Here is a 15,198-nt window from a genome sequence, read left to right on the forward strand (position 1 = left end):
CCTTGTTGCGTGGAGGCTGGTTTTTCGATCTGTCCGAAGCCCCTGTTTGTCTATGACGAACAGGGGCTTTTGTCATTCGGAGTCTGGCGGGTTGGCTCACCTCCATTTTTCAGTAATTTGTGGAAAAGTACTGAAAAACCCACCAGCGGGCATTTTTCAGTAAAATATAAAAAATTACTGAAAAATCCCATGCCGCTTTTTCCTCTCTACGAGCAGCAAGAACAAGCCTACTGCTCCCAGTTCGCCAATATCGAACAGGCCGCCGCCACTCAGGACAAGGTCCTGATGGGCGCGCCCGGAACGGTTATCGAACATAAACGGGGCGGGGCCATCTACTACGCCCGCCAGTACATGGGGCCGGAAGGCAAGAAGCAGGAGGAGAGCCTTGGCGGTCCACAGGGTGATCCAGAGGTGGATAGCCGGGTAGAGGAGGTGCGGCAACGCATCGATCTGAGCAAGGATCTGATCTCGCGGATCCGCGACCTCGGCAAACTAGGTTTTCAACTGGCAGACAACAAAACCTATGCTACCGTCGGCGTTCTTTACAATTACGGCCTTTTCGAGGCCGGCGCTGTGCTGGTCGGCTCGCACGCTTACGCCGTGATTCTCAACTCGCTCGGTATCAAGGCCGTCTCATACGAGACTGAGGACATCGATATCGCGCGCCGGCATCAGCTCGCGCTCGTCAACCTCCCCGAAGGCGGACTGCTTGCGATGCTCAAGGAGACCGGCATTAACTTCGTGCCGGTCCCTGCCATGAAACGCGGCGAGGCGTCCACATCGTTTACAGAAGCGGGGAAGTCGCGCTTCCATGTCGATTTGCTGGTTCCCTCGCATGACGACTCGTTTCCCACAGTGCCTGTGGCTGAGCTCAATGCGCATGCCACGGGCTTGCCGTATCTGGCCTACCTGCTAGGCCGGTCCCAGGCCGGAACGCTCGTGTCACGGCATGGCGCCGTGCCCGTGCGCGTGCCTGACGCGGCCCGCTTTGCCATCCATAAGCTACTCGTGTCGCGGCTGCGAACGAACACGCTCGTCAAGTCGCAAAAGGATGTGCACCAGGCGTCGGTATTGCTGGCCATGCTCGGCGAACATCGCACCGGCGACATCGAAGACGCCTGCGCTGAACTTCCGCGATCGGCGCGTGCCCTTGTGCGCCGCACCTTGCCTGAAGTCGAAGCGCTGATGCGCGACGCGCACGAAGCAGCACTCGAGGAGCTTTCAACGAGCCTCTCGGGATGAGCGACATCCGCCGGATCTGCGAATCGCCGACGGAGGCGGGCCGCAAGTGATTCCCCGAACTGGCTTTTTTGCCCATGCCGCTGCTGTCGTATTGCGACTTTTACCGGAAAGCGGTACTATTTTACCGGTTTCCGGTATTTAACTTCAAATACCGATTTCCGGTAACAAAGTACCGAAAAAGGGTATTTGATGCTCGCGGACTTTCTTCTCACGCCTAAACAGCAGCGCATTCTGGGTGCGTTTGTTCTGAACCCGGAGCGCGCTTATTCGCTTTCTGAATTGTTCGAGTTGAGCGGCGGCGGCCGAAGCTCCACTCAGGACTTTGTCGCGAAATTGCTTGGCGGTGACGTGGTCCTTCAGCAGTCCGGCGGACGTGCGCTTTACCAGGCGAACACGCAGCATCCGCTTTACCCAGAACTACAACAAATCGCGGTCAAGAGTTTTGGCCTGAAGGAGCCGATCGAGCGCGCGCTGGCCAACATCAGCGACAAAATAAAGTATGCGTTCATCTTCGGCTCGATGGCTGCTGGAACGGCCAGGTCCGCTAGTGACATTGACGTCATGGTGATCGGCGACGCGCGCCTCGGCCGCGTGCAACGTGAACTCGACGCGGCAGGTGACGCGCTTGGCAGGGAAATCCACGTGAGCGTGTACCCGGAGCATGAGTGGGAGCAAAAGCGCCGCTCGGATCCCGTGCTAGAGTCGATCGATCAAGGCCCGAAAATCATGCTCGATGTTTCCACTTCAACTGACTGAAAAGCTAACCGGCATGCTCAACGCCGGGTACGCGCGTAAGACGCCGTTCACCGCGGCGAACGCCGTGCAGTTTCGCCGCAACGCCGCGTCGTTTTTCCAGGCGGCAAAGGACGACAGACATTCGCCCATCGTGCGCTATGCCAATGCCTATGAAGCGGTACACGCGTTGGCGGTTGGATTTATTTACATCCATGGCCTGGCGCCAGGTGGCGGCGATGGCCACCGTATCAAGGTAATCGGAACCTTGCTCGATCACGTCAAACCGGATCTCGATCTCGACGACCGTTCGGAGATTGAATACGCCGCGCGGCAACGCAACGAGAAAATCTATGAATCACCTGCGCCGCCGCCATCGGTTAAGGCTGTCGAAGACCTGATCGCGAGCGTTGGCAACGTCAAGGCACTGATCAAGCAGCAATGGGCAAGCTGGTACGCGCTGAAAGCCGACAAGTCATAACCGCTGCCGCGCTGCAGCATCATGCCGGCCAGTGCCTCGTTGCCCCTAACAAGTCCCCATCTCTCCCTTGCAATTCTGTAAAATTCGCGCACGCGCGCTATAGGTGCCAGCGCGGCACCTCGATGCGCGTGTTGTGAAGGCGGCGCCACGACCGCTACCTCCGTTAAAAGACAAGGAAAGACAACAGCATGACCGACCTGACCGACCAAACCGTGGCCACGACTTACGACGCACACGACACCCGGCGCCGCATCTTCGCGATCGTTGGCGCTTCATCGGGCAATCTAGTCGAGTGGTTCGACTTCTACGTGTACTCGTTCTGCGCGCTGTACTTCGCACCGGCTTTCTTCCCGAGCGGCAACACCACCACGCAGTTGCTCAACACCGCCGGCGTCTTCGCCGCGGGCTTCCTGATGCGCCCGATCGGCGGCTGGTTCTTCGGCCGGCTCGCCGACAAGCACGGCCGCAAGACCGCGATGATGGTGTCGGTGTTCATGATGTGCGGCGGCTCGCTCGTCATCGCCGTGTTGCCCACGTATGCGCAGATCGGCGCATTGGCGCCGGCGCTGCTGCTGGTCGCGCGGCTGTTCCAGGGCCTGTCGGTGGGCGGTGAATACGGCACCAGCGCCACCTATATGAGTGAAGTCGCGCTCAAGGGCCGTCGCGGGTTCTTCGCATCGTTCCAGTACGTTACGCTGATCGGCGGCCAGTTGTGCGCGCTGCTCGTGCTGGTGATCCTGCAACAAACCCTCTCCACCGAAGAACTGAAAGCGTGGGGCTGGCGCGTGCCGTTCGTGATCGGTGCGCTGGCGGCGCTGGTCGCGTTGTATCTGCGTAAATCGCTCGAAGAAACGACCACGGCTGAAACGCGTCAACGCAAGGAAGCCGGCACGCTGCGCGGCTTGTGGCAGCACAAGGGTGCATTCGCAACGGTGCTCGGCTTCACGGCCGGCGGCTCGCTGATTTTTTATACGTTCACCACGTACATGCAGAAGTACCTGGTCAACACGGCCGGTATGCACGCCAAGACGGCCAGCAACGTGATGACCGCGGCGCTGTTCGTCTACATGATCATGCAGCCGGCGTTCGGCGCGTTGTCGGATCGCATCGGCCGCCGTCGTTCGATGCTGTTCTTCGGTTTCTTTGCGACTATCGGCACGGTGCCGTTGCTGCATGCGTTGAAAGACGTGACGAGCCCGTATGCGGCCTTCGGCCTTGTCGTCGTGGCGCTCGCGATCGTCAGCTTCTATACGTCGATTAGCGGCCTGATCAAGGCCGAAATGTTCCCACCGGAAGTGCGCGCGCTGGGCGTAGGGTTGTCGTATGCGGTGGCCAATGCGATCTTCGGCGGATCGGCGGAATACGTCGCACTGTGGCTGAAATCGGTGGGCAGCGAGTCGACGTTCTACTGGTATGTGACCGCGCTGTGCGCGATCGCAGGTCTCGTGTCGCTGCGCATGCGCGATCCTTCGAAAGAAGGGTATCTGCGTAACGAGCCTTGAGCTTGAGCTTGAACGATAGGCTCGAACAGCGCACATGAGCGCTCTTTGAAAACGGCGGCCAGGGCAACCCGGCCGCCGTTTTTTTATCCCGCCGGCAAGCACGGCAAACCCGGCGCGAAGCGCACGCTCACGCCACCACGATCTCCGTTCCCAGCGCATGAAGCAGGTCGCGCAGCGACTCCGCTTGCGCCATCTTCGCATCGCTGCGCAGATGAATCTGCACGGCGCGCCCCGCAATCCCGTCGACGGGATGCGCAAGCCACAACTCCACGGCAAGCCCCAATCCTTCCGGCTGATTGACGACGACCGGCTCGATCACACGCGGCTTGAAACAGGCACTGTCGGACATGGCGATTAACTCCGGGCTGATGACGGTTCGAGGTCCATCCTAATCAGCCGCACGTGCAAGCCCAAGCGACAAATACACGTTTGCTAATGAGTGGATGCTTAGCAGAAAACGCGCTTACTACAGGAGCATTTCTTGGTTCGGAGCGTGCGGCGTCGCTGCTAATGTGACGCCCATGCGTGGCCATCGGTTGCACCTCGCGGTTGCGACGGATTGACGACGGATATCGCCGCCACGCATCCGTTTTTAGAAACATCGCACGCATATTGAACAAGCATCACGCACAAACCAAGAGATCCATAAAAATGAAATCGAAAATACTCGCTGCCTGGTTAATGACACTGACGGGACTCTCGCTGACGGCGCCAGGGCTCGCCTATGCCGACCGTCTCGACGACATCAGGAAGGCCGGCGTACTGCGCGTCGCGACCTTCGACAGCAATCCGCCGTTCGGTTACGTCGACGCAAGCAGCAACCAGATTGTCGGTCTCGACGTCGACTACGCGAAGGCGCTCGCCGACAAACTCGGCGTGAAACTCGAACTGCAACCGACCAACCCGGCCAACCGCATTCCGTTCCTGACGTCGAAGAAAGTGGACCTGGTGCTCGCCAACTTCACGATCACCGACGAGCGCGCCAAACAGGTCGATTTCAGCATTCCGTATTTCTCGTCGGGCCAGCAGTTCCTGGCGAAGAAGGGCGTGCTGAAGTCGACGGATCAGATCAACAGCCTACGGGTGGGCGCGGACAAGGGCACCACCAACGAAATCACGCTGCGCGAGAAATTCCCGCAAGCCACGATCGTCGCGTACGACGACACGCCGTTCGCGTTCGCGGCTTTGCGTGCGGGCAACGTGCAGGCGATCACGCAGGATGGTCCGAAGTTGGTCGGTCTGCTCGCGAACGTGCCGGACAAGCAGAACTACGAGATTCCGGCGTTCACGATTTCGAACGACTACATGGGTGTCGGGATCCCGAAGGGCGAGACGCGCCTCGTCGGCTTCGTGAACGACACGCTGAAGGGGCTGGAAGCCGACGGCTCGGCCGCCAAGATCTACAACCGCTGGTTCGGTCCGCAAACGAAGACTCCGCTCGCGCGCATCTTCAAGATCGGCGACAAGACCTGATCGCCGTGTCGCTGTAGCACCCAGGCACCCGGCAATGAACGGGCACGTTGGCAACGTGCCCGTCGGCGTTTTCGCAAGAGCGGATTTAAAGAAGCAGGTTTCAGGAAGCAGGTTCAAAGATGCAAGCGTGGCTCGCTCCAAAGTATCTGATGTGGCTGTGGCAAGGCTTCGGTGTCACTGTCGGTCTCGCATTGACGGTGGCGCTTGCGGCCACCGTATCCGGCTTCGTGCTGGCGATCGCGCGTCATGCGCGATATGGCTGGCTGCGTCGCGCAACGGCCATGTATGTGCTGGTGTTTCGCAACACGCCGTTGCTGGTGCAACTGTTCTTCTGGTACTTCGGCGCGGCCACGCTGATGCCTGACGCGTTGATGCACTGGCTGAACGCGCCGCATGGCGTGCAGCTCGGCACGTACGTGTTGCGCTGGCCGTCGTTCGAGTTTATCGCCGGATGGCTCGGGCTTACGTGCTATACGGCGGCTTTCATCGCCGAGGAGTTCCAGGCGGGTTTGCGCGGCGTGCCGGGTGGTCAGCACGCCGCGGCCGCGGCGCTTGGGCTCACACCATTGCAGGCGTTCCGCTACGTCGTTTTGCCGCAAGCCGTGCGCATTTCGCTGCCGCCGCTCTTCGGCCAATACATGAACCTCGTGAAAAATTCATCGCTGACCATGGCGATTGGTCTGGCCGAACTATCGTACGCGTCGCGTCAGGTCGAGACGGAGAGCTTTAAAACGTTCGAGGCGTTCGGTGTGGCAACCGTGCTGTATATCGTCGCTATCGCGTTGATCGAAGCCGTCTCGCATACAGTGGCGCATGCGCGCGACCGTTCATTCGCGAGGCGCTGAGCATGACGTGGACACTGTTCGCCCATAACCTGCCGTATCTGCTGGTCGGCGCATTTCCGCAAGGACCGCTCGGCGGCGCGGCGCTCACGCTGGTGCTGGCTTTGTGTTCCGCGCTTGCATCGGCCGTGCTCGGCATCGCGGGTGGAATTGCGTTGGCGTTGGCGGGGCGCACCGTCCGTGTGCCCTTGCTGCTCGTGATCGGTTTCTTCCGCGCGATTCCGGTGCTGATGCTGATTTTCTGGACGTATTTCCTGCTGCCGATGGTCTTCCATGTCGATGTGCCCGGACTCGCAACGGTCGTCTGCGCGCTCTCGCTGATCGGCGGTGCGTACCTCGCGCACTCGGTGCACGCAGGCATTCGTGCGGTCGGCGACGGTCAGTGGCAAGCCGGGCTCTCGCTCGGTCTCACGCGGATGCAAACACTGCGCTATGTATCGCTGCCGCAGGCGATGCGCATCATGGCGCCGTCGTTCGTGAATCAATGGGTGTCGCTGGTGAAGGACACCTCGCTCGCGTATATCGTGGGCGTCGGCGAGTTGTCGTTCGTCGCGACGCAGGTCAGCAATCGGCTGATGGTGTATCCCGCGCAGATCTTTTTGTTCGTCGGTTTCATCTATCTGGTGTTGTGCACGGCGCTTGACCGCGTCGCCACTTATGCGTTGACGCGGCGCAAGCGCATCGTGCGGCCACGCGCACCGGCCGCCGCGCAGGCATTGTCTGGCGACTGAATGGCTAGCCGTAAAGCCTTATAACCCACAGCGATGTTTGTCCGGTGATCGGGCTGACGGGACGCGCTGTGGCGAAAGAACGGACAGTCGCGTCCAGCTACGGCAGCGTCAGACCAGTTCGGATCGATCGGTCACGAGGTCAGTGACGAGTTCCGTCACAGCGGCGGCTGGCTCGGCGACAACAGTCGGCGCTGCCGCGACCACCGCGGCCACCGCTGCGCGCTGCCGCATGCTCACGGCCGCGCGCGAGAGCATGAGCAGGTGGTAATAGAGCCGCGTACTGAAACCATAGTTATAGGCGAAGAGATGCGTGAACGCGATCTTCAACCCCGGCATCACCTGGCGATTCTTCGCATGAACCGAGACGACGATCGGCGCGAGACGGCGCAACGCCAGCTTGCGTGACGGTTCCAGTTGCGCCGGCAGTTTCAGCGCCTTGACGAACGCATACGCACTGACGGTCGCGGCAACCGTCGTGCCGCGCGTGCTATGCGAGATCGAGGTCGCGGTCTTCCGGTACACCGACACGTATTCGTGCAGATAAAACACCTCGCGCGCCGCGAGACAGAGTTCGGTGCCGAACACGAAATCGCAGCACATGCCGTACTGATCGCTGTAGCCGATCCGCTTGACGAGGTCCGCGTTCGCCATCCAGCCGTTGTTCGGGAACATCTGGATCAGCCCGGTTCTACCCGGCAAAGTCTGCAAGCCTTCAGCTTCCCGAGTGCGTCGAAACGCGGTGTTCAGGCGTGCACTGCCTTCAAAGTCGATGGCGCCGGTGTGGTCGGCCTCATACTGATCGGCGAAGGCCACTTCGAGCTGCGGATGAAGCTTCCATAGCGACACCAGTTTTTCGACGCCGTCGGTGGTGAGCAGGTCGTCGTCGTGAATCAGCAGGATCTTGTCGCCGCGTGCGCGCGCGAACAGGCTCGCAACGTTGCGAGCCTGGCCGAGTGCCGGCTGGTTCTTCACATAGCGGACGCGCGCCTCGTTCGCGTAGCGTTGCGCGATCAACTGCTGGGTGCGTTTGTCCTTTGAATCGTCGCCGATCACAATCTCCAGATTCCCATACGTCTGCGCGAGGCAAGAATCGATGCACTCGGCGATCAACTCAGGCCGATTGCAGGTGGGCAGGCAAATGGAAACCTTGGAAGAGGGACGGGAAGGGCCGGACGGGGGCGTGGAGAAGGTAAACACGGGCGTCTCCGTTCTTATCTGTTAAGGGGCGGCAGCCGGTTCGCTTCGCGCACACATTGCTGCATGCAGCAAAATAGTCCATCGCAGGGGAAAAATAATCCGTAATAAATAGGAAGAAATGTCCGCGCTGTGAAAGCGGTTCGAAGGGGAGAATTTATGCGGCTTTGATGCAAAAAACGTAGCAAAGCCGCTTGGGCTAGGCGTTGGGCTAGCGCGTAATAATTCAACTCACTGACGGTTCACCTTCGCCGGGTTTTTTTCCTGGACGGTCCGCTGGCGACTGATCGCGCCCTTCGTCGTGGCGTTCGGGCAGCTTGCTCTTTTCGTTGTCGCTATGGGTGGCGGGCTGCGGATGTTCGATGTCGGCCGGCTTTGCGCCTTTGCGTTCTTTGGTTTCGCTCATTGCATGCTCCTGGTGTGAGAACACCTACAGAACAGCAAGGCATGGACCCGATCAACACTCACACTTACAAACAACACCTTGACCGCGCCCCATATTCAGCGCACCGTGAAGAAGGAAAACACCACGGGAGCGTGAAATGTCCCTCAACTTCCCGAACCCAAGCCGCAGCTATGACGCCTTCCGTCATTGTGTCAATTTCTGGGGCTATGACAATGCGCGCGAGATCGCCTTCACTGTCGACAATTCGGTCATTTCGAATCTGAGTCCGAGCGCAGGCTCAGACGAGCCGGCTGTGCTGGCAGCCTTCGACCGTCATCGCGAGCAAATCCTCACGCTCGCTCGCGGTCTGTATGTCGGCGGTCCGCAAAACCGCTACACGATTTCTTGATACAGCGAGCGCGGCGCGGTAGATCCAACCGGACCTGCCGTGCGCCGCCTTGTTCCACAGCCGAAGCAATGTGGCGCCCACCGGCGCCTCGTCGTGCTTTGTCGCGGGAGTTACAGCATGGATGATGACCAGGTCAATCTAGAAGAAATTGCCGACAGCAAACGCCGGCGCGAAGCAGAGCGCCTTGCCGAAAGCGAAAAAACGGCCGCACCCACGGCAAACGGGCCGCAGCAGGCCGAGGGCATTGAAACCGCGCCGAAGCAATGGGTCAAGCACGTGACGAAGTGGCTCGGTGCGAAACGCACGCTGATGGAAACGCGCCGACCCTTGATGCTCAAAAAGAAACCCGTCGCTCTGTAGGCATGCGGAACGAAAATAACCGGCGTCAAGCCGGTTTTTCTATTTGTGCCGTGCCGGTTGAAGCTCACGGCGGCAGTGAAGCGGTCGCTTTATCCGATTCCGCGTGTCCTGCGCGCGGTTCATAATCACCGTTGTGGCGGAACGTGTGCTTGCGCCGTTTCCGCAGATCAATGCGTAAGCCGCGCCGCTGGCGCGTCCGGAACCCAGCAAGGAGCCACCGATGCTCAAGGGTGACCCAAAAGCGAATCAGCTGTTGGCGGTGTTGCCCGAAATGGAGTGGGCGCGCATCGAGCCGCATCTGGTCGAAGTCGATTTGCCGTTGGGTGAGGTGATCTACGAGTCCGGCGGTCAGCTCGAACATGTCTTTTTCCCCACCACGTCGATTATTTCGTTGCTCTATGTGATGGAAGACGGCGCCTCGGCGGAAATCGCCATCGTGGGACATGAAGGCATGGTCGGCGTGTCGCTGTTCATGGGCGACGAGACCACGCCGAGCCGCGCGATCGCGCAAAGCGCGGGCCGCGCCTGGCGCTTGAATGCGCGCATGCTGAAAGACGAATTTAATCGCGGCGGCCCGATGCAGCGCCTTCTGTTGCGCTATACGCAGGCACTCATTACCCAGATGGCGCAGACCGCGGTTTGCAACCGCCATCACTCGATCGATCAACAATTGTGCCGCTGGCTACTGCTCAGCATCGACCGCTTGCCGTCGAACGAATTGCGCATGACTCAGGAGCTCATTGCCAATATGCTCGGCGTGCGCCGCTCCGGTGTTACCGCGGCGGCGCTGAAACTGCAGAACGCCGGCTTGATCCGCTATAGCCACGGCCATATCACCGTGCTGGACCGGCCCGGTCTGGAAACCCACGTGTGTGAATGCTACGCGGTGGTCAAGCGAGAATTCGACCGGTTGTTGCCGGCGTTGCAGGCGATCTAGCGAACGCCCCGCGGCGAAGCGAGGGCGAGCACGAGCACTGCTTGCTGATCCGGCTCGCCGTCCAGCACGCTAGCGTGTCGTTGTCGTTGCTCTGGGCGCCGTGTCCGGTGAAGCCTTGCGTTCGATCTCCTCGAACACGTCCATTAACCTGCCGATACGTTTGACGCTGCTAGCCGGCAGGCGTCCTTCAGGCGGAGACAAGGCGAGAATCCGGCGCCGCCAGTAGGGCAAGCCCAAGGGCGGAGCAGTCATGAGAAAGGGAATAATCTGTTCGAGATGGGCGAGCTCGCTCTCAAATGGGTAGTTCGACATAGTTTTTCCGTACGCGCAGTGAGTGCCTTCACATAGCCCGCGCGTATCGCGGGATTGTGTCTGCCCGCTACCGTACAGGATGCGAAGTTGCGCTTTCTGCGCCGACAAACTCCACGCCGATAAACGCACGGATGCCGCTCGATGGCTGCCGGCGAGATGTCACGCTCGCCTGGCCGCCATTCAAGCGGCCGTTTCGCGTGTCGGGCCGCCAGTCAGCGAAACGATGAAGTCGAAGAATGCCCGCACCTTGGCCGGCGGATGATGTCGCGAAGGATAGAGCGCATACAGCGGATAAACCTCGTCGCGCCAGTCGGGAAACAGTTCGACCAGTTTGCCGTTGGCGAGCAACGACTCGGCGCCGAACGCGAGAATCTGCGCGACGCCCTGGCCGGCGGCGCACACGCTATGCAAGGTACCGACGTCGTTCACGGTCAGGCGGCCTTGCGGCGTAATCGTCGTCTTCTTGCGTCCGCGGTGAAACTCCCAGCTGAACGGATAGCCCGTTAGCGGATCACGAAACTTGATGCACACGTGCTTGCCGCTTTCGAGTTCGGCCGGGCTCGCCGGATGGCCATGTTTCTTCAGATACGAGGGCGCGGCGACGGTCAGAACCCGAGTATCGAGCAGCTTGCGTGCAATGAGCGACGAAACCGGCGGGTCACCGAAACGGATCGCAAGATCGAAACCGTCGGCAACCATATCGCCCAACTGGTCACGCGTGATCAACTCGAGCTGCAGATCGGCATGCTTATCGACGAAACCGCCGAGCCTCGGCCCCAGCACGAGACGCGAAAAGAACGGGTCCATGTTCACGCGCAGACGTCCACGAACCGCCGTGGCGCCCTGCGCCGCCGAAGCCGCCGCTTCTTCGAGTCCGCCGAGCAGCGGCACGATCTGTTCGTAGAAGCGCCGGCCTTCGTCGGTCAGCGTGACCGAGCGAGTGGTGCGGTCGAATAGCCGGATGCCGAGGCGTGCTTCGAGCCGTGCAACCGAACGGCTGACGCCGGATTGCGACATGTCGAGTGCTTCGCCCGCCGCTGCAAAACTGCCGCAGTCGACAATCGCCGTCAGCACGCCCATGCCGTTCAGCATGCGCTCGTCAAATGGCATGTGATATTCCTTTGTTATGCATTAATGCATGACATGCTAACGCGAAATACTGTTTGAATTCATGCGACGACGCCGGGAAACGCCACCTGTCCGAGCCAATTAATGACACCGCATCATGAGTGGAATGACAGCCACGCTATCGCGTCAGGCGTTCGTTTGGCGCTAATCTGCACAGGTTCGCCTGCTGCACGATGGAACACGGTTCTCACCATGCGTCAGGCATATATGACTGATCAACGGAGTGCACCATCATGTCGCGAGTTTTTATCACCGGTTCCGCCGACGGCCTTGGCCAGATGGCCGCGCGTCTGCTTATCGACGCCGGTCATCAAGTGGTTTTGCACGCGCGCAATGCGGCGCGCGCCGAAGAAGCGTTGAAGGCCGTGCCGGAAGCGGAAACTGCTTTAGCAGGCGATCTGTCGAGCATTGCAGCGACAGTCGCACTGGCCGAGCAGGTCAACACACTTGGCCGCTTCGACGCGGTGATCCATAACGCGGCGGTTGGATACCAGGAGCCGCGCCGGATTGCCACCGTGGACGGTCTGCCGCATGTGTTCGCGATCAACACGCTGGCCCCCTACATCCTGACCGCGCTGATCAGCAAGCCGAAGCGGCTCGTGTATCTCAGCTCGGGCTTGCATCGAAGCGGCGACGCGAGCCTCGTCGATCTGGCATGGGACCGGCGGCCGTGGCAGGGCACGGCTGCCTATTCCGACTCGAAGCTGCATGACGCGCTGCTGGCGTTCGCAATGGCGCGCCGTTGGCCGGCGGTACTGTCGAACGCACTGGAACCTGGTTGGGTAGCGACGAAAATGGGTGGAGCAGGCGCGCCGGACGATCTGCAAGCGGCGCCGAAAACCCAGGTGTGGCTTGCTGTCAGCGATGAACCATCGGCCACCGTCAGCGGCGCGTACTTCTATCATAAGAAGCCGCGCGAGACGCACCCGGCGGTCCGCGACGTCGCGGTGCAAGAGCGTTTGATCGAAGCGTGCGAGGGATTTTCCGGTATCCGTTTGCCGGACTGAAATTCAGCGCCCCGCGCCCTGGGTCGCCTGGCCACGCACGCCGCGCGCGACGGGCGCTTCGTCGAGATGGCGAAACACCCATGCGGACACCAGCGTGATGACGCCAACGCACACGAAGCTCAGGCGGAACCCGAGCGCCGCCGATCCCCATTGCGCCGAGAACAGATTCACCAGCCCGCCGCCGATTGAGACACCCAAGCCGATCGCCAGCATCTGCACCATCGAAAAGAGGCTGTTGCCGCTGCCGGCATCTTCATGCGTGAGGCCTTTGAGCGTGACGCTGTTCATCGCCGCGAATTGCATGGAGTTGGCGCCGCCGAACACCGCCAGAATCACGATCTCGACGATGAGCGGCGTACCCCGCGTAATCAATGCGAACGCAACGATCGCCGACCCCACGATTATCGTGTTGACGAGCAGGAACGTGTCATAGCCATAGCGGCGCACGAGCGGCGCAATCCAGCGCTTGGTGAGAGTGCCGGCAAGTGCGGCAGGCAGCATCATCAGGCCGGAATGCAGCGGTGTGTAGCCGAGTTGCAATTGCAGCAGCAACGGCACGAGAAACGGCACGGCGCTCGAGCCGATGCGGCACACCAGGTTGCCGATCAGGCCGACGCTGAAATTCGGTTCGCTAAAGAGCGAGAGTTTGAAGAGCGGATTGTCGCGGCGCTTTGCGTGCGGAATGTAGGCAAGCGCGCTGACCACCGCGAGCGCGAAGAGACCCGCCGACCATGCCGCGCGATGCGTTGCGACCGGCGCCTCGACGGCGAGCGAAAACGCGATCATGCACAGCGACAGCAGCCCACAACCGACAAAGTCGAACGGCGGCGCCTGGGTTTCGCCATGCGCGGGCAAATACCGCTGCACCGCGTAGAGACCGATCGCGCCGATCGGCACATTGATCAGAAAGATCCAGTGCCAGGTGATGGCCTCGACGAACCAGCCGCCGAGCGTCGGACCGGCGATCGGCCCCAACTGGCCGGCAATCGAAATGAACGCGAGCGCCGACACGTATTGCTCGCTCGAGACGCTGCGCAGGACGGCGAGCCGCCCAATTGGCAGCAGCATCGAGCCACCCAGGCCTTGCAGGACCCGCGCCATCACCAGTTGGCCGAGCGTGTGCGCGCTCGCACAGCAGATCGAACCGAGCACGAACACAAGAATCGCCACGAAATAGACGCGCCGCGTGCCGAAGCGGTCGGCGAGCCAGCCCGATGCGGGAGTGAGCATCGCCATGGTCAGCGTGTAGGCAACCACGATCGGCTGCATGGCGAGGGGCGCGACGTGCAGGCTGTTCGCAATCGACGGCAACGCGGTGTTGACGATCGTGGTGTCGAGCGACTGCATGAAAAAACCGGCGGCGACGATCCAGAGCAGTGCGGTCTGGGCGGAATCCTTGTTCATGTTCAATTGAGCTGCGGGGGCGGCGGGGCGGACGGACCGGCGGGCCGAGCTCGGAGCGATCGTTGGGGGGATTCCGTCATGATATTGACATCGACGTCAATCGGGAACCCCACTAGAGTTGTTGACTGTTATCGACTTTGTCGATGACCAGGACCACAATGACGCATGCTCAATCCCATCTGGCTTAAGACCTTCTCGACAGTCGCGGCCTGCCATAGCTTCACCGAGGCGGGGCGGCAACTCGATCTCACGCAGTCGAGCGTCAGCGAACATATCCGCCGGCTCGAACAGAGCGTCGGGCGGCGCCTGTTCGTGCGCGACACCCATTCGCTCGCGATGACCCCGGACGGCGAGGCCATGCTCGCGCACGCCAGCGTGATCCTGCAGGCGCTCGCGCGGGCCGAATCGCAGTTTCGCGCGCCGCGCCTGAAAGGGCGTGTGCGGCTCGGTTCATCGGACGACGTCGCGCTCGGGCCGCTGCCCACGGTGCTGGCGGCGTTTCGCGACGCGCATCCCGATGTCGAGCTGGAAATTACGATCGGTATGACCGGCAAGCTCTATGAATTGCTGGATGCCGGTTCGATCGACCTGCTGGTCGGCAAGCGGCGTCTGGGTGACCGGCGCGGCGTGCCGCTATTCACGGGGCGGCTGGAGTGGCTGGCGCGCACCGGCACCCTGGTCGATCTTAGCCAGCCGCTGCCGCTGATTCTGGTCGCCGAGCCGAGCGTGACGCGGGCGGTGGTGCTCGACGCGCTCGCCGAAGCCGGTTTTAGCTGGCAGGTGGTGTGTACGAGCAGCAGTCACTCGGGCTGTATTGCGGCCGCGCGCGGCGGGCTCGGTATCACGGTTCGTCCGCAGTATCTGGCCGCGCGAGGCCTGACACCGCCGCTCAACGCAGCCAGTCTGCCGACGCTGCCCTCGGTGGAATTTATCGCGCTGGCCGCCAAACGGCTGAGCCGTCCGGCGGGCACGTTGCTGCAATTGCTGCACGACAGCGATTTGCGCGGTTCGTGGATTGGTGAATGAAGCCGCGCGGGAGTGGCTAGCCTGAGCCGAAGC

Annotated in this window: 18 protein-coding genes; 12 read left to right on the forward strand and 6 right to left on the reverse strand. The window is 61.1% G+C overall.

Annotated features, from left to right (window positions below; all coding sequences use genetic code 11):
- Window positions 1–9 precede the first annotated feature (9 nt).
- The 4 genes from KHO33_RS32815 to KHO33_RS32830 all read left to right on the forward strand — a co-directional run bounded on the left by KHO33_RS32815 (window position 10) and on the right by KHO33_RS32830 (window position 3,957).
- Complete coding sequence (locus tag KHO33_RS32815; protein WP_236074741.1) at window positions 10–1,242, forward strand: GSU2403 family nucleotidyltransferase fold protein; 1,233 nt, start codon at window positions 10–12, stop codon at window positions 1,240–1,242.
- A gap of 189 nt (window positions 1,243–1,431) precedes the next feature.
- Window positions 1,432–1,998: a nucleotidyltransferase domain-containing protein gene (locus KHO33_RS32820; protein WP_054039602.1), complete on the forward strand. Its 567-nt coding sequence runs from the start codon at window positions 1,432–1,434 to the stop codon at window positions 1,996–1,998.
- Window positions 1,976–2,455 (forward strand): hypothetical protein, encoded by a 480-nt coding sequence (locus KHO33_RS32825; RefSeq protein ID WP_200566793.1) that lies wholly within the window; start codon window positions 1,976–1,978, stop codon window positions 2,453–2,455. The genes KHO33_RS32820 and KHO33_RS32825 overlap by 23 nt, the downstream gene beginning before the upstream one ends.
- Before the next feature lie 188 nt (window positions 2,456–2,643).
- Complete coding sequence (locus KHO33_RS32830; RefSeq protein ID WP_200566794.1) at window positions 2,644–3,957, forward strand: MFS family transporter; 1,314 nt, start codon at window positions 2,644–2,646, stop codon at window positions 3,955–3,957.
- A gap of 127 nt (window positions 3,958–4,084) precedes the next feature.
- On the opposite strand, the gene KHO33_RS32835 is transcribed toward KHO33_RS32830, so the two are convergent.
- On the reverse strand, window positions 4,085–4,306 hold the full coding sequence (locus KHO33_RS32835; RefSeq protein WP_054039606.1) for a hypothetical protein: 222 nt from the start codon (window positions 4,304–4,306) through the stop codon (window positions 4,085–4,087).
- Between the two features lie 302 nt (window positions 4,307–4,608).
- Here KHO33_RS32835 and KHO33_RS32840 point away from each other — a divergent pair, with 302 nt between their 5' ends.
- From KHO33_RS32840 to KHO33_RS32850, 3 genes are all read left to right on the forward strand, one after another.
- A complete protein-coding gene (locus KHO33_RS32840; RefSeq protein ID WP_054039608.1) occupies window positions 4,609–5,430 on the forward strand; it encodes an ABC transporter substrate-binding protein in 822 nt (273 codons plus the stop codon).
- 119 nt (window positions 5,431–5,549) lie between these two features.
- Window positions 5,550–6,275, forward strand: coding sequence for an amino acid ABC transporter permease (locus KHO33_RS32845; RefSeq protein ID WP_200566795.1), 726 nt, complete (start codon window positions 5,550–5,552; stop codon window positions 6,273–6,275).
- A gap of 2 nt (window positions 6,276–6,277) precedes the next feature.
- Entirely contained in the window at window positions 6,278–7,003 is a 726-nt protein-coding gene (locus KHO33_RS32850) for an amino acid ABC transporter permease (RefSeq protein WP_200566796.1), read from the forward strand.
- A gap of 108 nt (window positions 7,004–7,111) precedes the next feature.
- Here KHO33_RS32850 and KHO33_RS32855 read toward each other — a convergent pair whose 3' ends face one another.
- Together KHO33_RS32855 and KHO33_RS32860 are read right to left on the reverse strand one after the other, a co-directional pair.
- Complete coding sequence (locus KHO33_RS32855; protein ID WP_200566797.1) at window positions 7,112–8,200, reverse strand: glycosyltransferase family 2 protein; 1,089 nt, start codon at window positions 8,198–8,200, stop codon at window positions 7,112–7,114.
- Between the two features lie 223 nt (window positions 8,201–8,423).
- Complete coding sequence (locus KHO33_RS32860) at window positions 8,424–8,603, reverse strand: hypothetical protein (protein ID WP_200566798.1); 180 nt, start codon at window positions 8,601–8,603, stop codon at window positions 8,424–8,426.
- A 136-nt stretch (window positions 8,604–8,739) separates the two neighbouring features.
- Here KHO33_RS32860 and KHO33_RS32865 point away from each other — a divergent pair, with 136 nt between their 5' ends.
- The 3 genes from KHO33_RS32865 to KHO33_RS32875 all read left to right on the forward strand — a co-directional run bounded on the left by KHO33_RS32865 (window position 8,740) and on the right by KHO33_RS32875 (window position 10,288).
- A complete protein-coding gene (locus tag KHO33_RS32865; protein ID WP_054039615.1) occupies window positions 8,740–8,991 on the forward strand; it encodes a DUF1488 family protein in 252 nt (83 codons plus the stop codon).
- 39 nt (window positions 8,992–9,030) lie between these two features.
- Complete coding sequence (locus tag KHO33_RS32870; protein WP_211607021.1) at window positions 9,031–9,351, forward strand: hypothetical protein; 321 nt, start codon at window positions 9,031–9,033, stop codon at window positions 9,349–9,351.
- 220 nt (window positions 9,352–9,571) lie between these two features.
- Complete coding sequence (locus KHO33_RS32875) at window positions 9,572–10,288, forward strand: Crp/Fnr family transcriptional regulator (protein WP_200566799.1); 717 nt, start codon at window positions 9,572–9,574, stop codon at window positions 10,286–10,288.
- 69 nt (window positions 10,289–10,357) lie between these two features.
- Here KHO33_RS32875 and KHO33_RS32880 read toward each other — a convergent pair whose 3' ends face one another.
- The gene (locus tag KHO33_RS32880) at window positions 10,358–10,600 is read right to left on the reverse strand and encodes a hypothetical protein (protein ID WP_054039668.1); all 243 of its coding nucleotides are present in this window, start codon (window positions 10,598–10,600) and stop codon (window positions 10,358–10,360) included.
- A gap of 180 nt (window positions 10,601–10,780) precedes the next feature.
- Complete coding sequence (locus KHO33_RS32885; RefSeq protein WP_200566800.1) at window positions 10,781–11,710, reverse strand: LysR family transcriptional regulator; 930 nt, start codon at window positions 11,708–11,710, stop codon at window positions 10,781–10,783.
- A 251-nt stretch (window positions 11,711–11,961) separates the two neighbouring features.
- Between KHO33_RS32885 and KHO33_RS32890 the strand changes: the two genes are divergently transcribed.
- Window positions 11,962–12,735: an SDR family NAD(P)-dependent oxidoreductase gene (locus KHO33_RS32890; protein ID WP_200566801.1), complete on the forward strand. Its 774-nt coding sequence runs from the start codon at window positions 11,962–11,964 to the stop codon at window positions 12,733–12,735.
- Window positions 12,736–12,738: 3 nt separating this feature from the next.
- On the opposite strand, the gene KHO33_RS32895 is transcribed toward KHO33_RS32890, so the two are convergent.
- Window positions 12,739–14,139: a DHA2 family efflux MFS transporter permease subunit gene (locus KHO33_RS32895; protein ID WP_054039621.1), complete on the reverse strand. Its 1,401-nt coding sequence runs from the start codon at window positions 14,137–14,139 to the stop codon at window positions 12,739–12,741.
- A 165-nt stretch (window positions 14,140–14,304) separates the two neighbouring features.
- Between KHO33_RS32895 and KHO33_RS32900 the strand changes: the two genes are divergently transcribed.
- Entirely contained in the window at window positions 14,305–15,165 is an 861-nt protein-coding gene (locus tag KHO33_RS32900) for a LysR family transcriptional regulator (protein WP_200566802.1), read from the forward strand.
- The last annotated feature ends 33 nt before the right edge of the window (window positions 15,166–15,198 follow it).

The sequence above is a fragment of the Paraburkholderia nemoris genome (assembly GCF_905221015.1).
GTDB classification, from domain to species: Bacteria; Pseudomonadota; Gammaproteobacteria; order Burkholderiales; family Burkholderiaceae; genus Paraburkholderia; species Paraburkholderia nemoris.